We start from the raw sequence: 21,169 nt of genomic DNA on the forward strand, positions 1-21,169 counted from the left end.
GTTATTTTGGCACCTCTAACTTATAGCCTACTCCCCATACCGTCGTGATCATCACTGCAGCATCCGGGGATACTTTGTTTAACTTTTCACGAAGTCTTTTAACATGGGTATCTACCGTTCGTAAGTCTCCAAAAAACTCATAGTTCCAAACATCCTTCAACAGTTCCTCACGCGAGAACACTTTATCAGGAGAAACGGCTAGATAGTGCAGCAGCTCGTATTCCTTCGGAGTCAAAGCCACTTCCTGTCCGCCTGCCGTTACCCGATGTGCATCATGTTCGATAATCAAGTTAGGAAATACAATATTGTTGCTTGAGCTTGCATCCTTGGACAAATACGCAGTCGCTGAGGAACGACGCAGAATCGCTTTAACCCGATAAATGACTTCACGCGGTGAGAAAGGTTTCACGACATAGTCATCTGCACCGACTTCAAATCCGCTTACACGGTTCGTTTCTTCCCCTTTGGCAGTGAGCATGATGACCGGCGTGGACTTCACCTGACGAAGGCGAGCGCACACTTCAATCCCATCAATACCTGGCAGCATCACATCCAACAGTACTAAGTCAAAATCAGTTTCTGTGGCCATGCGCAGCGCTGTCTCACCATCCTCTGCTTCTTCAATGATATAGCCCTCTTTTTCCAAATACATACGGAGGAGTCGGCGAATCCGTTCCTCATCATCAACAACGAGTATGCTTGCCTTCATTTCCATGTAGCGTCACATCCTTATCTAAATAAGTTCGAATGATTTATACACCTGCATAAGAGTGAAGACCTGCAATGACAAGGTTCACCCCAACTAACGTAAACATAACAACTATAAAACCAATAACGGTTAACCATGCTGATTTCTTACCCTGCCATCCTTTGGACAGACGAAGATGTAAAAATACCGCATAGAACAACCAAGTTATTAAGGCCCATACTTCTTTGGGGTCCCAGCCCCAGAAGCGTCCCCATGCCTCTTGAGCCCATATCATTGCAAAAATCAATGCGCCCAGTGTAAATATCGGATAACCGATCGCAATGGCTCGATAGCTAATTTCATCCAGATCCTCGGGATCCATTCCTTTAACTATCGGTCCAATCGCTGCACCTAACGGCTTGCGTGCAACTATTCTTGCAATTCCATAAAGCAGAAGTCCTCCAAGAATGGACCAAATAACTGTGTTCAGCTTACGTCCAGCACTTGCTCCCTCCATCCAGTATGGAGCTGTGAATAGGGGTTCAGACATCCCTAAGAACGGCATCATTTCAACAACTTTCGTATCGTATGGCTTCACGATTGGAGGCAATACATACGTTTCGTTTTGAGTGTTCGTTTGTTGTTGGCCTTGTGAATCAGTCACGATGACTTCTTTGGAGAAAACAGCTTTATATCCAGAACCGTTAAAAGTAAATATAGAAGCAATGAAGGCAATTAGCATCAGGATGAAGAAGAGTGTAAGTTCAACGCCTCTTTGTTCACGCTTATCCACTTTGGATGTTCCTTTGTAATCGACAGCGCGAAGCAGATACATTAATCCGCCGGCAAAACCGACTCCAAAGAAGGCTTCTCCTGTTGCTGCGGTAGTTACATGGATCTTAAGCCAGTAACTTTGCAAGGCCGGAATTAAAGGTTGTACTTCACTCGGGAATACAGAAGCATAAGCAATGATGATAAAGCCGATTGGTAATGCGAATACACCAAGGACAGGTGTGCGATAAATGAGATACACAATCAAAAAGGCAAACATGATCATCATGCCCAAGAAGGTCATGAATTCGTACATATTCGATGTCGGGATATGATTCCCTTCTGCCCATCTTGTAAAAAAGAAAGTCACATGGCAGGCGAAACCTACAACTGAAGCAATGAAAGCGACAAAGCCCCATTGTTTCGTATGTTGTTCCGGATCACGGTTACTCCATTTTCTACCCGTAATCGAGAGGACAAACAGTAAAAATGCTGCCAGGTAAACGAAAAAGGCTATAAGTAAAAAGGTGCTGCTAACTGAGTTTACATTCACCCCTGGTTCCCTCCATTATCTAATGATTTCGGTGAAACTTCCATATTGTTCTTCGTTAATGCAGCTGCTACTTCATTCCTCAGCCCAAACCAGTTCTTATTCGTATGACCGCCTAACGTTAACTTCCCGTCATCGATGCGAATCCAGATGCGGCGATGCTGCCAATAGAAGCCCATAATGACACCAATCATGAATATCGCGGAGCCAACCCAGATATAAGGCATAGCCTTATCCACGCGAATGTTCAGGTAGGTCGTATAATTGGCAAATTGAACACCTTCCATAGAGCCGACGGCAAGCTTCAGCTTTTGGCTAATAGGTCCGTTTATTGTATCTTGGGAGAACGATTCCTTATCTACTTGTCTTGGGAAGTACAGATAAGGTTCTCCGTTAGCAGCCAGACCAGGACCTGTGATGCTAAATATAAAAGCAGGCGCTTTCGGCTCATTCGACTTGCTGATAGGCTGTCCTTTTTCAAGACCAAACTCAGGGAAGTACCCTTTCAGCGTCAGCTTATAAGGTCCTACTTGATATTCATCCTTTGGATTGTTCATTGGCAAATCGAAGCTTCCATACGCCTCACCTGTTGTCGGATTGCTAAGTGTCGGCTTCACTGAGATGAGCATTGGAGTGGACTTATAATCAAATTGATACGCTTGAAGACCTTTGTAATCAAGGGGATGATTCACGATGATGTTAGCCTTATGTACTTCTGTAAGTACCGGCTCTTTCGATGAATCCTCACAATTCGCGGAACAATGATACAGAACAGCCTTAGTTTCATAGGTTTTCGGTACAATTTGTCCCTTCGCCTTAATACTTTCAGGTAAATCTTTCTCGTCATACAGCTCCAAAGTGAATTTCTCATTTTTGATAAAATAGGAAGTATGGGGTATTGGCTTGGTTTCCCCTTCCAGAATGCCCATATACTCATCCATATGCCAGCCTGGAATGCTTCTCATTAAGACACCGATCAGAAAAATAATGAGGCCAATATGATTGATGTAAGGCCCCCAGCGGCTAAAACGGTATTTCTCAGCAAGCAGCGCTGTTCCGTCCGTATGTACACGGTAATTTTTTTTACGCAAAAGTATGCCAAGCTTACTTGTCCATGCTTCCTCATCCGTTTTAGGCGGCAGCTTGGCGACAAGCGTCACTTTCTGCCTTGTTAGAAAATTCTCGTGCTTGCGAATTTGTTGCTTGGATAAAGCGCGATACAATGGCAGCACACGATCCAAACTACAAATGACAAGCGATGTTCCTATCATGAATAACAGTGTGATGAACCACCATGAATTAAAGGTGTGAGACAAGCCAAGAAAGTGATAGATGGTCCCAAGTGTACCATAGTTTTGCGAATAATACTGAGCAGGATCCATATCTAAGAATGTATTTTCTTGTGGAAAAATAGTGCCTACTGCAGATGCAACAAGCGTTCCAATAATAATCCATACCGCTATTTTAACCGAGGAAAAGAAATTCCAGACTTTATCCAGTACAGAAGGGTTCGATTTCTGTGATCGGCGGGCCATCCCGTCGTAACGCATTTCCAGAATATCTCTTCCCTCCGTATCAATCAGCGGATTTCCACAAGATTCACAGAGCGTAGTTCCTGTGGGGTTCTGATGCCCACAATCGCATTTGGTGTTGTAGAACATGATGACCTCCTGAAAGCTTTAAGCATTCATTCATTTTAAGACTTTCCACTTAATTTAGTAAGCGTTTCATCAACAAAAGCCTCTGACATCTGACCGATTTTTTTCACGACCACTTTACCATCAGCGCCAATAAAGAAAGTTGTCGGATAATCCATGACGCCATATTGCTTGCGTACGACTTCCTTAGCATCCAGGAGTACAGGCATATTTAACTTGTATTGATCCATGAAGCTCTGAACCGTTACTTTATTCTTGTCAACGTTTACTTCTAAGAAAACTACCCCTTGATTGCCCCATTTATCATACTGTTTTTGAAGAGCAGGCATTTCTTCTTTACACGGCGGACAGAAGGTTCCCCAGAAATTAATCAAAACCGGTTTCCCCTTATATTCCGATAATTCATGCGTTTTTCCATCTAAACCGACTAATGAGAAATTCGTCGCTTTGTCTCCAACTTGCGGATACTTCTTGCTGTCTGAAGCCGACAAATTCGTAATAATGGTAAATACGCCAATAATAAGCACAATCGCAAAAATCGCAATCTGTACCCATTTCTTATTTGCACCCACGTATAATCACCTTCGCTTTTTTTAGACAATGTTAGTTTTTTCACATAGGGTAATACCTTTATTATAACGAAAAGAAGGCCAATTCTTATTGGCCTTTTTGAACGTTATGTGTCTTGAGAGCTTCGTTCCTAAGCTCCTCAACCTCTTTAGGCGTCAAGTGACGATACTTGGCTCTAGGCAGGCCAGTTAAAAAGATTGGACCAAATTTAATTCGCTTCAATTTGATGACAGGAAAGGAGATTGCCTCAAACATTCGTCTGACTTGTCGATTCCTGCCCTCGTAGATCGTAATTTGAATGATGGATTCATTCTTTTCCATATTCACATCCGCATACTCTACCTCAGCCGGTGCTGTTAACCCATCCTCTAACTGTATACCCGTTTTTAGCTTGTCTAATAACGTTCCGTGCGGTACTCCTTTTACAGTCGCTTGATAGGTTTTGGGCACGTGATGTTTCGGATGCGTGAGTAAATGTGCAAATTCACCATCATTCGTCAGTAAGAGCAAGCCTTCCGTATCATAATCCAATCGTCCGACCGGATAAACCCGTTCTCTAATCCCAGGTAAGAAATCCGTTACTACTTTACGCCCCTCAGGGTCCGTAGCACTTGTAATAACACCTTTGGGCTTATTCAAAATCACATATATCTTCTTTTGTTGACCGATGGCACGTCCATCGACCCTAATTTCATCTTCGTCCGTGTTCACTTTCACACCAAGCGTGGTGACAACTTCACCATTCACCTGAACACGTCCCGCTGTGATAATTTCCTCACATTTCCGGCGGGACGCGATCCCCGCTTCGGCTAATACTTTTTGCAGTCTTTCCATTATCCGCTTTCACCTCACGTTAATGATAACGGAGTTGAATGCAAATCTCAAGGGCGAAGGCATATTGAGATTTACGTAAATACCAGAAAGCAGATGACGATCGATGCGACGAAACCTACTAAATCCGAAATGAGTCCTACTTTCAATGCATAACTTGCTTTACGTATTCCGATAGCACCGAAATATACCGTAATTACATACAAGGTCGTATCTGTACTCCCCTGTACGGTAGATGCTATGCGACCGATCATGGAATCAGGGCCAAACTGTTCGATGAGATCCGTCGTAAAAGCCAGCGATCCAGCTCCTGTAATTGGGCGCAGAATCGCTAAAGGCAGTACTTCGGTTGGAACACCGATGCTTTCAAAGAATGGACGCATCCAGCCGATTAACAAATCCATCGCTCCCGATGCACGGAACACAGAAATGGCTACCATCATTCCTACTAGATGAGGAATGATTTTGATCGCGGTGTCGAAGCCTTCCTTAGCTCCGTCTACGAACGATTCATAGACAGTAACCTTACGATAGGCCGCGTATAAAGGAATGAAGACGATCATGATAGGGATTGCCCATGCGGAAATGAGCGAAACGAAGGCATACATTCGTAATCATCCTTTCAACGGAGGGATGGGTGAGCGAGACCTTCGATACCATCGATCTACAAAAATAGCCACAGCCGTCGAGATAACAGTTGCAATTAGAGTAGTTCCTACGATTTCTGCAGGATTCATGGAATTGTAATTCATACGAATCGCAATTAACGTTGTCGGTATTAGTGTAATGCTTGACGTATTAAGTGCCAATAAGGTGCACATAGCAGTACTAGCGGTGTCTTTATCCGGATTCAACTTTTGCAGCTCCTGCATCGCCTTAATTCCCATGGGTGTAGCCGCATTACCAAGACCGAGGATGTTAGCACTCATATTGGACATAATGTAGCCAATGGCTGGATGATTCTTTGGAACACTTGGGAATAAAAATCGAACCGCAGGCTGCAGCAGCCTGGCTAGCTTGCTCAGAATGCCTGCATCTTCGGCAATCCTCATCATGCCCATCCAAAAGACCAGCACACTAATTAAGCCAAAGCAGACCGTCACTCCGCTCTTGGCGCCATCGAAAGCGGCTTGTGTGACAGCTTCCACATTCCCATTTAGAGCAGCGACGACGAACCCAACAACTATAAAAAACAGCCAAATCCAATTCACCATTTCGTTGGCCTCCTTAGAGTTTTGCTTTAGCAAAACTGGCATCGCAAGCATAATCTTAGAGTTTTGCTTTAGCAAAACTGGCATCGTAAGCATAATCTTAGAGTTTTGCTTTAGCAAAACTGGCATCGTAAGCATAAGTCTAATCTGCCCACTCGGATCTAGAGACAGTAAACAGCTGCTGGACTAACATTCTACAGATGTATCCATAGTTTGAAAGCAAGGTTTCTTGATATGCTTTACTTTCTTTAAAGGAGAAAGTTGACTGACTGGAGGTTTGCAGTAACGGACTAGTCTTGTCATAGATAGGTACCGATTGAATCGACTTCTGTTGTAGTGAAAATTGCAGAGTCCCTCGCTCTGCTAACCGGTATGCCGTAGAAGCAGGATCAACTAAAATCACTTTCTTAGAAAGCTGCTCAGCTTCTCCTTGAGCTAATGGATAGGAAAACGTTCTTCCCACGACCCACGGAGTACTCTCCACAGCATCGCCTTTCTTTACAATGGTGTGTAGCGGAAAGTACTTAAAGCCGTATTGAAGTAAACGAGCATGATCGCTCCAATCATCAGAATCATTGAGAGTAACAACGGCGAGCTGTTGGCCATCTCTGGTAGCCGATGAAATTAGACATCGTTTGGCGAGCTTCGTATAACCTGTTTTTACACCGTCAGCACCTTCAAAGAGAGAAAGCATCTTGTTTTTATTAAGCCACGAGTAATCCCAAGCTTCATTCGGGTTCGGCACTTTCTTAATCTTCGTAGAAACAATTTCTTGAAATATGGTATTTTTTAGCGCATAAGCCGTAAGCTTGGCCATATCGTTTGGACTGGAACGGTGACCTTCTCCTTCATCGAGGCCAGAGGGATTCGTGAAATGAGAATGGTCCATACCGAGCATCCTCGCCTTCTCATTCATCAAATAGACGAAGCCTTCCACACTCCCACCGATATGCTCAGCAATAGCTGTCGCTGCATCATTTCCAGAACGCATCATCAAACCGTAGAGCATGTCATGCAGCCGCATCTCTTCGCCAAGCTTTAAGTAAATCGAAGAGCCTTCTTTGCCGAAGGCATTTTTACTTACCTTCACTTTATCGTTCAAATTACCTTGTTCGATTGCAACAATAGCAGTCATAATTTTAGTCAAACTGGCTATTCGCATAGGCGTGTCCCCTTTTTCACTATAGAGGATACGGCCTGACTCCACATCAATGAGCGAGGCGCCTACAGCATTCGTATGGATGCCAGGCGGTGCTGCTTCCACTTGCGACCAAGGTGCAACTAGTAAACTAATAAGTGTGCTGCAACATAAGATGAACCTGACTCTTTTTTTCATCGTTATCCCCCTACACAAAAGAACTTGTACCTAAATAGCCAAGACAAAACTTTGTACAAGTATATGCTTATGGAATGGGGATATGTCCAAGTCTTGTTATTAGACATCGTCTGGGCAAAAAGAAAAAGCTGTCCACAAAGGACAGCTCAAACGAAGGCCGATCAGCTACACGATAAAATTTTGATTCTCGATATTGGTTACATTGCCTGTTCCGGTTGTTCCAAGCGTACTCGCCGGTGTCTTTGAATTAAAGCCTTTGATCATGCTCTGAATTCTGTCCACGACTTGCGGGGCCGAATCAATCAGACGTTCTAGGATATGCGTTTGGTTGTCGAGTGGAACTACCTTTACTCCATTCTTGCCTACAACGAGGAAGGCAATTGGTGTAATGGACACCCCGCCGCCGCTACCGCCACCGAATGGAAGAGCAACCTTGGCATTAATCGCATCGCTCTTATTCATAGAGCCGCCTTCGATTTCAATTTCGGAATCTGTCACGAATTCGCTGCCGCCTGCGGCAAATCCGAAACCTACTTTTGAAATCGGCATAATGACACTACCATCCGGTGTTTCAACCGGGTCACCGACAATCGTATTGACGTCGACCATCTCTTTGATATTTTCCATGGCGACTTTCATGAGGCCTTGAATCGGGTGTTCTGACATGTTAGAATTCCTCCTTAGCGTTTTTCGCCAGAAAAACTGGCATCGGAAGCACAAGCGTCAAAGTCCAGTATTGGTTCTTTTGTAGAATGCCCTTAGTAGAATATCCTTATGTACACATCAAGAAGCCGTTTTAAATCTAGACCTTGCTTTTAGGGCAATTTGAATCCATGTGCGGATACCGCCTTTGACTTTGGCTGCCCTAGCCAGCAACCGTACAGCAGCAAATACAGCAAACCACATGCGAATACGTCCTGCAAAACGGAACTCTGTTGAAAATTGCTTTTCATTATACTGCGGGATGACATCGATTCGCGGCTTAGCTATTAGATTCACATAACGAATGGAAAAGCCAAGCAGCGAAGATTTGATTCCCCAAATAGCCCCAGTGGTAATCGCTGTTTCAGGAGCATCACCGACACCAACGCGAGTAATCCACCTCAACTCTGTACACTCTACTTTTGCTAATGTCTGCTTCATCCAATCATATAGATTCAATGTATGTACAAGTGCTTCCTGGGCTGTTTTGTAAAAGGAAAGAACTTTGTCTTTCGTGATATGATCTTTGGTTTCATCTTTGAGTTTGGAGCTTGTTTTGCCCACCTTTTCCGATTTAATCATAATCCCCTTCGTAAAGCCTTTGAATTGAATAATGGGTATGACAAAACGATAGCGTATAAGCCCGAACAACGCCCGCATTTCCATAGAAAGCGTGTCGTTATCTTTCACTCTTGAGAAATAAAACTCCCCCCGAATAAAGCTGAATAGGACAACAATGATCGCAATGATGACAAAAAGAACCACAATCCCTACCCACAACAACTTAAATTCCCCCCTTAGCAAAAAAACTCCAATGCAAGAAAAAGTCTTCTCGCCAATGGAGTTAGTATGATCTTAAAAAGGAAATGAAATGCATGTAGGTCAACTAGCACGTATATGAACTCAAACAAGGGTCATTCTTTAGATCCATCACTAACATCTTCAAGGGTAATCTGTTTCTGATCCCCGCCTAATCGGTCAAATAATAAACGTGTCTCTTCTTCAAGATCGAAATTCCCTTGGAAACTCGCAGAATCCGGCAGCTCTTGAATCGAACTTAGCCCAAAATATTCAAGAAATTGTTTGGAGGTTCCGTACAATATAGGTCTTCCAACCGCTTCGGCGCGTCCGACCTCCGTAATCAAGTCTTTACCTGTTAAGGTAGCAAGGGCCCTATCGCATTTCACGCCGCGGATTTCTTCAATTTCTACTCTTGTAATTGGCTGTTTATAAGCAACGATGGATAACGTTTCTAACGCAGCTTGCGATAGTGATGAACGCGAAGGGGTATAAGCGAGCCGTTCAAAGTAGGGTGCATGCTCAGCCAAGGTCGTTAACTGATAAGCTCCTGCCACTTCGACAATCTGAACTCCTCGCCCCTTCCGTTTGAATTCGGTCCTCATATCTTTAAGGAGATCACGAACCAAATACAGATCAAGCTCCATAACCTCAGCTAACTGTTTGGCATCCAAACCTTCGTCACCGGAGGCAAAGAGCAGTCCTTCAATAATTGATTTCATCTGTGGGAAATTGAGTGTCAATGTTAGAAACCTCCTCTTTAGCTTGGATGACGATGTCTTCAAATAGTTGGTATTGATAACAGACGACTTTTTTCATTTTCATTAATTCGAGAATTGCTAAGAAAGTGACAACAATTTCTTCCCGTGTCATTTCGTAATCAAATAGTTTTGAGAAAAGCAGCTTACCGCCTTTAACTTTAAGTAAATCGATGACCTCTCTAATGCGGTCTTTAACGGAAATTTCATCTCTGCGAATTCTCGTAATCACATTCCGATTAGCCAGCTTACGTAGTGTTCGTTGAAAGGCAAAAAGCAGATCGGCAACGTCAAGTCCTTCAACAGGGTTCTCTTGGATGTGAGGAAGGAATGAAGTCAAATCCTCCGGTTCGCGCGTATAGACCAAACTGCGCTCTACCTCTTTATCCCTTAGCATGTCGGCAATTGACTTATACTTCCGGTATTCAATCAGTTTTGCAACAAGTTCTGCACGAGGATCAAGCTCGTCGTCCATATCGTCAAAATATTCATCAAATTCAATAACAGGAGGCTTAGGCAATAACATCTTGCTCTTAATAGAGAGAAGCGTTGCTGCCATCACAAGAAATTCACTCGTGATATCCAGCTCCAACTCATGCATAGCTTGTACATAACCTAAGTATTGATCTGTAATTTCTTTGATTGGAATATTATAAATGTCGAGTTCATTTTTATCGATAAGATGAAGCAATAGATCAAGGGGGCCTTCAAAAGCTTCTAACTTATATGTTACTTTCATTCATTTTCCCCCTTGTCATAGTGAAAATATATTCATAACAAACTGCGCGGCAAGCGGATATATATGTTCGAGCGCCCATTGACCAGTTGGTGTAATCATTAGAACAATAACTAGAATAAGTGCATAGAGTTGATTGCGTCCAAACCATCCTTGCTTTCTTGCGGGAACAAGCCCTTTTAGAATATACCAACCGTCCAGCGGGTAAAGGGGTAACATATGTATGATAAAAATCATTAAGTTGACAATGACGCAGTACTGCAAATAGACTCGCCATTGTTCCACGGTCATCGACTCCGCTGTTTCTCCAACCAAAGCCGGAAGAAAGAAATAGAGCCACCAGAAGAATAAAGCGAGCAGCATATTTGTAAAAGGACCCGCTAAATATACTAGTGTATTTGATAGCCTAGGCCTTTTTTTAAAGTGAAAAGCCTCTATCGGCATTTTCTTCGACCAGCCATAAGGCCCAAAAATGATCATAGCCAACCCCAAGGCATCTAAATGTGCCAAGGGGTTTAGCGATAACCGTTTGCTTTCCTGAGCTGTTCGATCTCCGAGTAGCCAAGCGACACCCGCATGCGCCGCGTCGTGCAGCGTCATTGCGATCAGAAAAGCGAACAACCTGGGCAGCAATGTTTCCAGATGATAATAAGAAAGCATTAGGAAGTGAATTGCTTCGTCAAATTAGCCATTTCAATTGCCGTTACGGCAGCTTCCCAGCCTTTATTTCCAGCTTTCGTACCCGCACGTTCTACAGCTTGCTCGATAGAATCTGTTGTCAGAACACCGAAGATTGTAGGTATGCCCGTTTTCAAGTTAATGGCAGATACACCTTTGGCAACTTCACTGCACACATAATCAAAGTGAGGAGTTGATCCTCGAATAACAGCACCAAGTGTTATGACAGCATCGTATTTCCCGCTTTCAGCCATTTTTTGAGCAATAAGTGGAAGTTCAAATGCGCCAGGCACCCATGCAATATCAATTTCATTTTCTTGAACGCCGTGACGTTTCAAAGCGTCCTGTGCTCCGCCCAATAGTTTTGATGTAATAAATTCATTGAATCGACCTACAACGATACCATATTTCAAGCTTTGCGAGATTAAATGTCCTTCAAAAATGTTTGCCATGATAAGTTTCTCCCTTTCTCTATTGAACACGTTTTTTTTGGAATGATTAAATTAAATGCCGCTGCCGGAGTCATGGAATCTTAGCATATGCCCAAGCTTTGACTGTTTCGTTTGTAAATAACTGAGGTTATCTATCTTACTCTCCATTTGAATCGGAACTCGCTCAACGACCTCAAGACCATAACCTTCTAGACCTCTTATTTTGCGTGGGTTATTCGTTAAAAGACGAAGCTGTGTGATGCCAAGATCTTTCAGTATTTGCGCGCCAATCCCGTAATCCCGAAGATCTGGAGCAAATCCAAGCTTAATATTCGCTTCTACCGTGTCTAATCCCTGCTCTTGTAAGGCGTAGGCCTTCAATTTATTGATTAAACCGATTCCGCGACCTTCCTGTCGCATATATAATAATACACCATTGCCCTCTTCATCAATCTGTTTTAATGCCGCGTCCAGTTGTGGACCGCAATCGCAACGATGGGAATGGAAGACATCCCCTGTCAAGCACTCGGAATGCACGCGTACCAACGTTGGCTTAGAAGGGTCTATAGAACCTTTTATAAGAGCAACGTGTTCTTTGTTATCAATTTGGTTCGTGTAAGCAATGGCTTTGAAGATACCAAAATCAGTTGGAAGCTTAATTTCAACCTCACGTTCAACTAATTTTTCCCGTTGATTCCGGAATTGGATTAAGTCCTGTATCGTGATAATACGCAGATCATGTTTCGATGCAATCTCCATCAAGTCAGGTACACGCGCCATCGTCCCGTCTTCCTTAATGACTTCGCAAATGACCGCTGCTGGATAAGATCCGCACAGGATAGCCAAATCAACTGCAGCTTCTGTATGACCAGCTCTGCGGAGTACGCCGCCCTTTTTTGCAATTAAAGGGAAAATATGACCCGGTCTACGTAAATCCTGCGGTCTAGCTGTCGGATCAATCAAACCCATAATCGTTCTTGAACGCTCATGCGCAGATATTCCCGTACTTGTATCTGCATGGTCAACAGAAACTGTAAACGCTGTTCCGTGATAATCCGTATTCCGGGCAACCATGGGAGGGAGCTCAAGTTCTTGTGCACGTTCTTCCGTAATCGGCGCACATACGAGTCCGCGTCCTTCCTTGATCATGAAATTAATGACTTCCGGCGTTGTTTTATCGGCAAGTGCGATAAAATCCCCTTCGTTCTCACGATCTTCATCATCCACAACAATAATAACTTTACCTAACATAAGATCCTGAAGTGCTTCTTCAATTTTGTTGAAGTTTATTTGTGTCATATTCACCTCTCCTAAGAGTTTTGCTTAAGCTTTGAGTTTGCATAAGCAAAACTGACTTCGTGATGTTTACATAAAGCCATTATCGGCTAGAAAGCTTGCGGTTAGCGTACTTTGCTTTTTCCCGTTACCATTCGAAGATTCGGAAGGACCGAAATTTAGTAACCGCTCCATATATTTCCCTAGTACGTCACATTCCATGTTGATCGTATCCCCGGGTTTTTTATCATGCAAGACCGTTTGGGCAAGTGTATGCGGGATAATGGAAACCGCCACTTCACGCTCATTGACATCAACAACGGTAAGGCTTATGCCATCAATTGTGATAGAACCGCCTGAAATGATATATCTGAAAATATGCTTATTCTCCGGTTCGAACCGGTAAACGACCGCATTTTCTTCGGGTATGCGGGAAAGTATCGTTGCCGTTGCATCCACATGTCCTTGAACAATATGCCCGCCGAACCGACCATTCGCCGACATCGCCCGCTCCAAATTCACACGTGCACCGGCTTGCAGCTTGCGAAGATTCGTCTTGCGGTACGTTTCTGGCATAACATCTACGGAGAATGAATCACTATCAAAGGCAATGACAGTCAAGCAAACACCATTCACAGCAATGCTATCACCGAGATGGACATCTTCGAGAATTTTCTTAGCGCCAATCGTTAACACCATGGCTTGCCCTTGACTATGAATGCGGCGCATGTGGCCGATTTCTTCAATAATGCCGGTAAACATGGCGGCCCTCCATTCGTTAGCTCTTATAGATCGGATAGCCGGTTAGGCAAATATCCGGTCCGAACTGCTCGACCTTCACCCGGTCGAGCGTAATTGCATCATCCATCTTCGCGAAGCCCTCGAAGCTGATGTTCACAGGTGCTGCACTGCCGCCGCCGATAATTTTCGGCGCAAACATCAGCACCAGCTTGTCTAACAGGCGCCGCTCCAGCATGGCGCCGCTTAGCTTGCCTCCACCCTCCAGGAGGATGGAGCCGATTTCGCGCTCGCCGAGCTGCCGCATGGCGAGCGTCAGGTCCACCTGCGGGCCGTCCCCGCAGGTGAGGACTGTGATGCCGCGTGCTTCCAGCGCGGCACGCCGCTCTGTCGGCGCCTGTCCGCTCGCGAGCAGGATCGTCGGTTGACGATCCTGCTCCGTGAACACCCGGGCGCTCAGCGGGATTCGCAGCTGCGAGTCCGCGACGATCCGCACCGGCTGCACAGCCGGTACGTCACCTCGCGCGCTCAGCAGCGGGTCGTCGGCGATGACCGTGTCAACGCCGACCATGATACCCTGGTGCCGATGGCGCAGGGTATGGACAAAGTCGCGCGACGCAGGCGATGTGATCCATTTGCTGTCGCCGGTTTTCGAGGCGATGCGGCCGTCCAGCGTACTCGCGGTCTTCATCGTCACGAATGGCATGCGCGTGACGATGTATTTGTTGAACGCCTCGTTCATAGCAGAGGCCTCCTCCCCGAGCAGCCCGACGCTAACCTTGATCCCTTGAGCACGCAGCTTGACGATGCCTGTACCCGCAACCTGCGGGTTGGGGTCGGTTCCGGCAATGACAACACGTGTCACCCCGGCTTCAATGAGACGGTCGCTGCAAGGCGGGGTCTTGCCGAAGTGACTGCACGGCTCAAGCGTCACATATGCCGTACTTCCTTTAGCTTCCTCGCCTGCCATTTGCAAGGCGAGAACTTCGGCATGCCCATGTCCGCGCTTCAAGTGCGCCCCCATCCCTACGATGCGTCCATCCTTCACGAGGACACACCCTACAACAGGATTAATCCCTGTCTGGCCAAGAGCACTTTCAGCCATTTGCAGAGCGAGCCTCATGTAAGCTTCGTCATTCAATACATGCACAATGTTCACCGCCCTTCCACTCGAAATTCGAATGCAAAAAGGCCCCTCCGTGTATCGGATAGGGGCCAGAGATTGTTTAGATAACACGAAGAAGCTTCATCCATACCTACTTGCCACATTTTTGATCAAATCAAACAACAACGACGTATCTGCTTCGAAAAACAGACCTGCCGAATTTTTGTTTACGTGAAAAAATGAACAAGCATGCATAGCGAATATCAAGGTTCGCGTTTTCCTTCTCCCATCCAGACTATACTGTCGGTCCCGGAATTACACCGGATCAGCCGTAGCGAAGCTGCGTCAAGTACCGCTAGCTTCAAAACGGGTCACGGACTTATCGAAAACATGTATAAAGAACATGCCGTCGAATCACCGCCGGTGTGGAATTTCACCACGCCCCGAAGGTTTTGCATACATATGAAAGTAACTAACAACTAAGAACTAGCTAATAATTACTTTGATAATGAAAAATTTATCACTCACACATCGAAAAAGCAAGGGCTTTTTTAGCTTAAGATTTAACATTGACTTGGCCTAAGCAGACTCAACGCGTTTCCGACCCAGACTTTTCGCGCAATATAGTCGCTAATCTGTTTGCGCAACAAGTGTTAACTCGTCAAATTTAGAATGTAAATGTTATATGGCCAAAACAATTGCTTTGTATATGCCTATCACAAAAAAAAGAATCCGTTGATTAGAAATCAACCGATTCTTTCCTTCATTCACCAATTAAACTTCAACAACTTCAACTTTCTCCATTACATCTTTGCCTTTGAAAGCATCGACTAACTCCATACCTTTGGTTACTTTACCGAAAACAGTATGTTGTCCATCAAGGTGAGGTTGCGGTTGGTAAGCGATGTAGAACTGGCTTCCACCTGTATTTCTGCCTGCATGAGCCATAGCCAGAGAGCCGCGCTCATGTTTGTTTGGGTTGATTTCACAGTTAATTTGGTACCCTGGACCACCAGTTCCTGTACCAGTTGGACAACCACCTTGTGCTACGAATCCTGGAATTACACGATGAAAATTAAGTCCGTTGTAGAAACCGGAGTTTGCTAATTTTTCAAAGTTGGCAACTGTGTTTGGCGCGTCTTTTTCGAAAAGATCGATAACGACTTCGCCGCCGCCAGCGAGTTTAATGTTTGCTTGTTTGGCCATGTGTGGTCCACTCCTTTAGACAATATGATCTTATTTTACTATGAAAACTTCCATTTCACAAACAATGCTAAATATCCAACTCAATTGTTCCTTAAAATCGGCATTACAGGTTGGTTTGAAGGTATAACAAGGCAAAGAAAGGAAACCCCGCGAAAATCTGAAGGTTTCCTTCTTTTATTTGATCCAATTAAATGGTTTTGCTCACTTGTTTCATTCTTGCAGGCATAATGTCGTTACCTACGATGTTATCGAAAGATTCACGTTTCACGACAAGATCAATTTGACCATCATTCACGAAGACAACGCCTGGACGACGAATACGGTTGTAATTGCTGGCCATAGCATAGTTATATGCCCCTGTACAAGACACAGCCAGAACGTCACCTGATCTCACTTTCGGCAGGTTCAGGTCCCAGATCAGCATATCTCCGCTCTCACAGCATTTGCCAGCAATTGATACTACCTCTTCCACTTGCTCTGTTGCACGGTTTGCGAGCATCGCCTCATAAACAGCCTCGTACAAAGCAGGTCGCGGGTTGTCAGTCATACCGCCATCTACGGATACGTATTTACGTACGCCTGGAATATCCTTTGTTGTACCTACAGTGTACAGGGTAGTACCCGCGTCACCAACGATGCTGCGACCCGGTTCAACCCAAATTTCAGGCATCGGATAATCGTTGCTGCCGAAGTTTTCTTTAACCGCATCTGTGATCGCTTTAACATAAACAGCAACCGGAAGTGGTGTATCTTTATCAACATAGCGAATTCCGAAACCGCCGCCAAGGTTAATGACCTTGAACGTTACGCCTGTTTCTTTTCGAACTTGAACCGCAAAGCCAGCCACTTTCTCGGCAGCAATGCGGAAGCCTTCGACTTCAAATATTTGGGAACCGATATGGGAATGTACCCCCAATAGTTCCAAGTTGTTCAACCCTGAAGCTTCTTGAATCGCGCGGAATGCCGAACCATTGCCCAAATCGAAGCCGAATTTGGAATCTGTTTGGCCTGTAGAAATATATTCATGCGTATGCGCCTCAACGCCCGGCGTAATACGAAGTAAAATGTTAACCTTTTGGCGTTTCTCACCTGCAATTGCATTCAACATTTGCAGCTCGATAAAGTTATCAACAACGAAACAACCGATTTTTGCATCTATCGCCATTTCAATTTCATCCATTGTTTTGTTATTGCCGTGGAAATGAATACGGTCAGCTGGGAAGCCCGCTTGAAGAGCCGTATAAAGCTCGCCATCGGAAACAACATCAAGGGACATACCCTCTTCTTCTACTATGCGGCACATAGCCATAACGCAGAATGCTTTGCTGGCATAAGCTACTTGGAATTTTAAACCGGATGCTTTGAAAGCTTCTACGAATTCACGGCAGCGCTGGCGTACTAGAGCTTCGTCAAATACATATAAAGGAGTGCCGTACTCAGCAACTAACTTCGTTGCGTCGACACCACCGATTTCGAGGTGGCCTTGATCATTTATTTTACTTGTACCGTGTAAATACATAGCTTATTTTCCCTTCTTCCTGAACCTTCTTCTTGCCGTTTTCCGCGATTGCAATTAATGTGCATTACTATTTAAAGTACCATAGGAAAAGCGCTTTTGACAATACACTTTTCGACATAAAAACAAAAAAGGACAGGAGGAATCCTTGCCCTTTTTTCTTTTATTCAGGTTTTGGTTGACGAGTGCCATCGATTGGCTTTGTAATGCTTAACCGCGTTTTGCCAGCTAGCACTGGACGACGAACTAGGATTGCAAAGAAACTTTTGGCATTAAAAGGAATAAACGGCCACATATAGGGTGCATGGAATGATTTCCTTGTGGCCAGCAGAATCACCCATAACGTTGATCCTATTACAAAACCGGGCACTTGGAAGATCGCCACCGTAATTAAGAGAGCAAGCCTTATTATTCGATTAGCTAGCCCCAATTCATAGCTTGGTGTGGCGAACATCCCAATAGAAGCGAGAGCCAAATACAGGATAACCTCATTGATAAATAAGCCCGTTTTTACCGCGATATCTCCAACTAGAATAGCTGCAACCAAACCCATTGCTGTCGCGAGTGGTGTTGGTGTATGTACAGCCGCCATACGCATGAGATCGATCCCAATATCCGCAAGCAAGAACTGTACCAGTAAGGGAAGGGTTCCTTCCTTCTGTGGACCGAGGAATTCTAAGCCTGGTGGCTTTAAGGAAGGATCCTGCACCATCAGAAACCATAGCGGGAGCAAGAAAATCGAAGCTATAATTCCAACAAATCGCACCCATCTTAAATAAGTTCCCATGAAAGGTGTTTGTCTATATTCCTCTGCATGCTGCACATGATGGAAAAACGTTGTCGGCAGAATCATTACACTCGGTGACGTATCTACGAAAATACACACATGACCTTCGAGCAGATGAGCGGATACAACGTCAGGCCTTTCCGAATAACGAACCATCGGATAAGGGTTCCATCCCTTATTCACAATCGCTTCCTCCAGCTGCTTTTCGCCAAGAGGAAGACCGTCAATTTCCACTTTTTTTATTTTATCTTTCACCGCTTGAACTAAATCAGCGTCAGCGATGTCATTGATATAACCTATACACACATCCGTCTTCGTCCGTTTACCGATTTGCATTATTTCAAGCTTAAATCTCTCATCACGTATTCTTCGTCTAACGAGGGTAACGTTCATTAACAGGGTTTCTACGAAGCCGTCTCGTGAACCGCGGACAACCCGCTCTAAGTCCGGCTCAGCGATCGAGCGTACGGGGTAATTCTTAGCATCTATGGCTATCGCAGCCGTCTCACCTTCAATGAAAAACGCTGTTCCCCCCATCAATACTTGTCCTACGACTTCAGACATTTTATTGTAGGACTTTACTTGAATATGTGGAATCAGCTTGTCAATGAATACTTGCAAGGTATGATGTGAGATTACTTCTTCGTCCGCGTATGTTAGCCGTGTAATAATATCGGTTAACACGGTATCCTTGGCAAATCCATTGCAATAGAAGATGCCTACTCGTTTGGATCCGAAGACCATTTCTCTGAGTTTCAGATCAAAGCTTCGATTCAGTCCAACGCGTTCTTCCAGCACCCTTTGAACTTCTCGGATGCTTCTGGGAATGTCCTCTTGAATTTTTAGCGCCTTCTCTTCAGGTGTCATATCCGTTATTGGATTGTAAGTGGATAAATTCCCTTCCTCATCTACGGCCAGTTTTTCAGCCTGATCCTGTGATTCGTTCGATTCGTTCGATTCGTTCGATTCATTCTTTTCGCTTGCGTCTTCTTTTTTCAGAATAAATTTCACTTGCGCGCCTCCTTCAACACACATTAATAAAACAACCATTCAAACAAGGATCCAAAGACTTTACCGAAAATCATCGCCATAAGCAGCAAAATCATATAAGAACCCATTCCAACACGCTTGGCCAGGATTGGCAGCACATTAATAATTTCAGTCAGCGCAGCCGCTAGCATACCAACAAAACATCCAGCAAATAAACCTACAAAAGCCGTTCCCATAGGAAAGAAGTGCAGCTTTAGATCGCTGAAATCAACCCATGTAAATAATAGTGAACCCATGACAACAGCCGATTCATAAGCGTGTATTTTCGAGAACGAACGTGTGATCTGTGCCAGCCTTGGAATAATATCCAGCACAACAAGGAACGCGACCACGCCACTGCCAACAGCAATTCCCCCAGCTAACCCGATAAAAGCTGTTAAGAGGGCTTCCCCAAGGAGGGTAATCACTTCGTATCTCCTTCCTCATGAATTTTCATATATTCTTCGGTTATCACATAATGGTTTATATTTTCCTGGTACATGAACATTTCTACTTCCAATGGACTTGGTTCTTCATTGAATTTCTTCTTGAACAGATGGTTGAAAAAAATGACCATCCCAACACCGATCCCAAGTGAATAAGGGATTTGCAGAATGAGCGGATGCTCGACCTTTTTCCCCGTCATTAGCTCATAAATTCGTTGGTGAACCTGAAGCATCGAAACATCCGCATGAAAATTCATAATCGCAAGACCCGAACCTATGAACAAGAGCATCCATACCAAACCAATAAGAACGGGACTTGGTTTCTTATAATCGGTATAGATCTCGAGGAGCACATGAGGTTCTCCGAAATGTTCAATTTGCAACAATGGATAAAGTTCTTTCACTTTACGAACGATCAGCATCATGTCAATCAGAACACGATTGCCATCCTCATGCTGTGGTTGGTGAATAATCAGCTTACTAAGTTCTTTCTCATATTCAGGCTCCACAAATATTTGCGCGATATCACTCAAATGCACAACATTTCCTTTGCGAACGCTGGCTTTACGGCGAAGCCGGATATACAAACACGAAGCTCCAGCCTGGACCATGGCCTCACTCCCTTCAGAGCTTACATCATCCATGTATAGGAATAGTATGCAAAATCTTTCCTTCCCGTAAACACCTGATTTGATGGTAAATTCTCCAGGTATAAGCGTTCCCTCAATTTGGCATAGTAAGATCGAATAACGATAACTTATTCCATATAAAGAAGGTGATAAAATGGCAAAATTCGCGTTAACACTAGTGATAATTGGTGCGCTGAATTGGCTCTTAATCGGGCTCTTCCAATGGGATTTAGTTTCTGCTCTACTGGGTGGAGATTCTCATCGAGCATCTTCTGGTCTAAGTCGAATAATTTATACAGTAGTCGGCTTATGTGGGATTTACTGCGTAAGATTTTATTCCGATGACAAGCATGCTGTTCGATAGATGCTTTAGAAAAAAAAAGCCGCCATACCCTGAATACACTGGTACCCATAGTCTGGACACTTTGAAAAAGTGTTCAGACTGTGGGTACCTTTTTTTGTATACTAGAGTAAGCACCGGAGGGGATTACATCATGTCTAAAAAAATCTTTAACGAAAAAGACCGAATGAAATTATCAACCAATAAATATGTTGTCAAGATAAGTGAGAAAGCAATAACCTATGCTGATGAATTTAAACAGTTGTTCATCGATCAATACATGGAGGGGAAAACCCCTTGGGAAATCTTTGAATCAAACGGTTTTGATGTAAACATAATTGGAAAGCAACGTGTAAAAGCATGCGCCAAGCGTTGGAAGA

The 21,169-nt window shown here is 44.3% G+C and carries 24 protein-coding genes and 1 riboswitch; of the genes, 2 read left to right on the forward strand and 22 right to left on the reverse strand.

What is annotated here, in order from left to right; translation table 11 throughout:
- Position 1: 1 nt before the first annotated feature.
- From BLT91_RS13665 to BLT91_RS13770, 22 genes are all read right to left on the reverse strand, one after another.
- Entirely contained in the window at positions 2-715 is a 714-nt protein-coding gene (locus BLT91_RS13665; protein WP_090821722.1) for a response regulator transcription factor, read from the reverse strand.
- Between the two features lie 37 nt (positions 716-752).
- A complete protein-coding gene (ccsA, locus tag BLT91_RS13670) occupies positions 753-2,012 on the reverse strand; it encodes a cytochrome c biogenesis protein CcsA (protein ID WP_090821724.1) in 1,260 nt (419 codons plus the stop codon).
- Positions 2,009-3,670, reverse strand: coding sequence for a cytochrome c biogenesis protein ResB (locus BLT91_RS13675; protein ID WP_090821726.1), 1,662 nt, complete (start codon positions 3,668-3,670; stop codon positions 2,009-2,011). Before BLT91_RS13675 ends, ccsA begins: the two co-directional genes overlap by 4 nt.
- Before the next feature lie 35 nt (positions 3,671-3,705).
- Positions 3,706-4,239, reverse strand: coding sequence for a redoxin domain-containing protein (locus BLT91_RS13680; protein ID WP_090821728.1), 534 nt, complete (start codon positions 4,237-4,239; stop codon positions 3,706-3,708).
- A gap of 85 nt (positions 4,240-4,324) precedes the next feature.
- On the reverse strand, positions 4,325-5,071 hold the full coding sequence (locus BLT91_RS13685) for a pseudouridine synthase (protein WP_090821730.1): 747 nt from the start codon (positions 5,069-5,071) through the stop codon (positions 4,325-4,327).
- A 71-nt stretch (positions 5,072-5,142) separates the two neighbouring features.
- Entirely contained in the window at positions 5,143-5,676 is a 534-nt protein-coding gene (locus BLT91_RS13690) for a spore maturation protein (RefSeq protein WP_090821732.1), read from the reverse strand.
- A 6-nt stretch (positions 5,677-5,682) separates the two neighbouring features.
- Positions 5,683-6,282, reverse strand: a complete 600-nt coding sequence (locus BLT91_RS13695) for a nucleoside recognition domain-containing protein (protein ID WP_090821798.1) — start codon at positions 6,280-6,282, stop codon at positions 5,683-5,685.
- A 139-nt stretch (positions 6,283-6,421) separates the two neighbouring features.
- Entirely contained in the window at positions 6,422-7,615 is a 1,194-nt protein-coding gene (locus BLT91_RS13700; RefSeq protein ID WP_090821734.1) for a D-alanyl-D-alanine carboxypeptidase family protein, read from the reverse strand.
- Between the two features lie 165 nt (positions 7,616-7,780).
- Positions 7,781-8,281: a GerW family sporulation protein gene (gene ytfJ / locus BLT91_RS13705; RefSeq protein WP_090821736.1), complete on the reverse strand. Its 501-nt coding sequence runs from the start codon at positions 8,279-8,281 to the stop codon at positions 7,781-7,783.
- 117 nt (positions 8,282-8,398) lie between these two features.
- Positions 8,399-9,100 (reverse strand): DUF2953 domain-containing protein, encoded by a 702-nt coding sequence (locus tag BLT91_RS13710; protein WP_090821738.1) that lies wholly within the window; start codon positions 9,098-9,100, stop codon positions 8,399-8,401.
- A 131-nt stretch (positions 9,101-9,231) separates the two neighbouring features.
- The gene (scpB, locus tag BLT91_RS13715) at positions 9,232-9,837 is read right to left on the reverse strand and encodes an SMC-Scp complex subunit ScpB (protein ID WP_090821739.1); all 606 of its coding nucleotides are present in this window, start codon (positions 9,835-9,837) and stop codon (positions 9,232-9,234) included.
- Positions 9,821-10,612 (reverse strand): segregation and condensation protein A, encoded by a 792-nt coding sequence (locus tag BLT91_RS13720; RefSeq protein ID WP_090821741.1) that lies wholly within the window; start codon positions 10,610-10,612, stop codon positions 9,821-9,823. The genes scpB and BLT91_RS13720 overlap by 17 nt, the downstream gene beginning before the upstream one ends.
- A 15-nt stretch (positions 10,613-10,627) precedes the next feature.
- Complete coding sequence (locus BLT91_RS13725) at positions 10,628-11,269, reverse strand: site-2 protease family protein (RefSeq protein WP_090821742.1); 642 nt, start codon at positions 11,267-11,269, stop codon at positions 10,628-10,630.
- Complete coding sequence (gene ribE / locus BLT91_RS13730; RefSeq protein WP_090821744.1) at positions 11,269-11,739, reverse strand: 6,7-dimethyl-8-ribityllumazine synthase; 471 nt, start codon at positions 11,737-11,739, stop codon at positions 11,269-11,271. Before ribE (BLT91_RS13730) ends, BLT91_RS13725 begins: the two co-directional genes overlap by 1 nt.
- 51 nt (positions 11,740-11,790) lie before the next feature.
- Entirely contained in the window at positions 11,791-13,017 is a 1,227-nt protein-coding gene (locus BLT91_RS13735) for a bifunctional 3,4-dihydroxy-2-butanone-4-phosphate synthase/GTP cyclohydrolase II (RefSeq protein WP_090821746.1), read from the reverse strand.
- Between the two features lie 66 nt (positions 13,018-13,083).
- Positions 13,084-13,755 carry a riboflavin synthase gene (ribE, locus tag BLT91_RS13740; RefSeq protein ID WP_090821748.1) on the reverse strand — a complete coding sequence of 224 codons (672 nt, stop codon included), beginning with the start codon at positions 13,753-13,755 and terminating at the stop codon, positions 13,084-13,086.
- A 16-nt stretch (positions 13,756-13,771) separates the two neighbouring features.
- Entirely contained in the window at positions 13,772-14,881 is a 1,110-nt protein-coding gene (gene ribD / locus BLT91_RS13745; protein ID WP_254776934.1) for a bifunctional diaminohydroxyphosphoribosylaminopyrimidine deaminase/5-amino-6-(5-phosphoribosylamino)uracil reductase RibD, read from the reverse strand.
- 229 nt (positions 14,882-15,110) lie between these two features.
- Positions 15,111-15,291, reverse strand: a riboswitch (FMN riboswitch).
- Positions 15,292-15,610: 319 nt separating this feature from the next.
- A complete protein-coding gene (locus tag BLT91_RS13750; protein WP_090821750.1) occupies positions 15,611-16,042 on the reverse strand; it encodes a peptidylprolyl isomerase in 432 nt (143 codons plus the stop codon).
- Between the two features lie 187 nt (positions 16,043-16,229).
- The gene (gene lysA, locus BLT91_RS13755; protein WP_090821752.1) at positions 16,230-17,561 is read right to left on the reverse strand and encodes a diaminopimelate decarboxylase; all 1,332 of its coding nucleotides are present in this window, start codon (positions 17,559-17,561) and stop codon (positions 16,230-16,232) included.
- Between the two features lie 160 nt (positions 17,562-17,721).
- Positions 17,722-19,395 (reverse strand): spore germination protein, encoded by a 1,674-nt coding sequence (locus tag BLT91_RS13760; protein WP_090821754.1) that lies wholly within the window; start codon positions 19,393-19,395, stop codon positions 17,722-17,724.
- Positions 19,380-19,802 carry a stage V sporulation protein AB gene (locus BLT91_RS13765; protein ID WP_090821756.1) on the reverse strand — a complete coding sequence of 141 codons (423 nt, stop codon included), beginning with the start codon at positions 19,800-19,802 and terminating at the stop codon, positions 19,380-19,382. Before BLT91_RS13765 ends, BLT91_RS13760 begins: the two co-directional genes overlap by 16 nt.
- Positions 19,799-20,464, reverse strand: a complete 666-nt coding sequence (locus BLT91_RS13770; protein ID WP_254776929.1) for a stage V sporulation protein AA — start codon at positions 20,462-20,464, stop codon at positions 19,799-19,801. The genes BLT91_RS13765 and BLT91_RS13770 overlap by 4 nt, the downstream gene beginning before the upstream one ends.
- Before the next feature lie 139 nt (positions 20,465-20,603).
- On the opposite strand from BLT91_RS13770, the gene BLT91_RS13775 reads away from it, so the two are divergent.
- Positions 20,604-20,813 carry a DUF378 domain-containing protein gene (locus BLT91_RS13775; protein ID WP_090821760.1) on the forward strand — a complete coding sequence of 70 codons (210 nt, stop codon included), beginning with the start codon at positions 20,604-20,606 and terminating at the stop codon, positions 20,811-20,813.
- 130 nt (positions 20,814-20,943) lie between these two features.
- A partial coding sequence (locus BLT91_RS13780; protein WP_368086800.1) for an HTH domain-containing protein occupies positions 20,944-21,169 on the forward strand: 226 nt, incomplete at its 3' end.

This window comes from Paenibacillus sp. yr247, assembly GCF_900103825.1.
Lineage (GTDB): Bacteria > Bacillota > Bacilli > Paenibacillales > NBRC-103111 > Paenibacillus_E.

Bases quoted from the DNA above. Each gene is read 5' to 3' on its own strand.
- BLT91_RS13665 (WP_090821722.1), bottom strand. From the start codon at position 715: ATGGAAATGAAGGCAAGCATACTCGTTGTTGATGATGAGGAACGGATT.
- BLT91_RS13675 (WP_090821726.1), bottom strand. From the start codon at position 3,670: ATGTTCTACAACACCAAATGCGATTGTGGGCATCAGAACCCCACAGGA.
- BLT91_RS13685 (WP_090821730.1), bottom strand. From the start codon at position 5,071: ATGGAAAGACTGCAAAAAGTATTAGCCGAAGCGGGGATCGCGTCCCGC.
- BLT91_RS13690 (WP_090821732.1), bottom strand. From the start codon at position 5,676: ATGTATGCCTTCGTTTCGCTCATTTCCGCATGGGCAATCCCTATCATG.
- BLT91_RS13695 (WP_090821798.1), bottom strand. From the start codon at position 6,282: ATGGTGAATTGGATTTGGCTGTTTTTTATAGTTGTTGGGTTCGTCGTC.
- BLT91_RS13700 (WP_090821734.1), bottom strand. From the start codon at position 7,615: ATGAAAAAAAGAGTCAGGTTCATCTTATGTTGCAGCACACTTATTAGT.
- ytfJ (WP_090821736.1), bottom strand. From the start codon at position 8,281: ATGTCAGAACACCCGATTCAAGGCCTCATGAAAGTCGCCATGGAAAAT.
- scpB (WP_090821739.1), bottom strand. From the start codon at position 9,837: ATGAAATCAATTATTGAAGGACTGCTCTTTGCCTCCGGTGACGAAGGT.
- BLT91_RS13720 (WP_090821741.1), bottom strand. From the start codon at position 10,612: ATGAAAGTAACATATAAGTTAGAAGCTTTTGAAGGCCCCCTTGATCTA.
- BLT91_RS13725 (WP_090821742.1), bottom strand. From the start codon at position 11,269: ATGCTTTCTTATTATCATCTGGAAACATTGCTGCCCAGGTTGTTCGCT.
- ribE (WP_090821744.1), bottom strand. From the start codon at position 11,739: ATGGCAAACATTTTTGAAGGACATTTAATCTCGCAAAGCTTGAAATAT.
- BLT91_RS13735 (WP_090821746.1), bottom strand. From the start codon at position 13,017: ATGACACAAATAAACTTCAACAAAATTGAAGAAGCACTTCAGGATCTT.
- ribE (WP_090821748.1), bottom strand. From the start codon at position 13,755: ATGTTTACCGGCATTATTGAAGAAATCGGCCACATGCGCCGCATTCAT.
- BLT91_RS13750 (WP_090821750.1), bottom strand. From the start codon at position 16,042: ATGGCCAAACAAGCAAACATTAAACTCGCTGGCGGCGGCGAAGTCGTT.
- lysA (WP_090821752.1), bottom strand. From the start codon at position 17,561: ATGTATTTACACGGTACAAGTAAAATAAATGATCAAGGCCACCTCGAA.
- BLT91_RS13760 (WP_090821754.1), bottom strand. From the start codon at position 19,395: ATGGTTGTTTTATTAATGTGTGTTGAAGGAGGCGCGCAAGTGAAATTT.
- BLT91_RS13770 (WP_254776929.1), bottom strand. From the start codon at position 20,464: ATGGATGATGTAAGCTCTGAAGGGAGTGAGGCCATGGTCCAGGCTGGA.
- BLT91_RS13775 (WP_090821760.1), top strand. From the start codon at position 20,604: ATGGCAAAATTCGCGTTAACACTAGTGATAATTGGTGCGCTGAATTGG.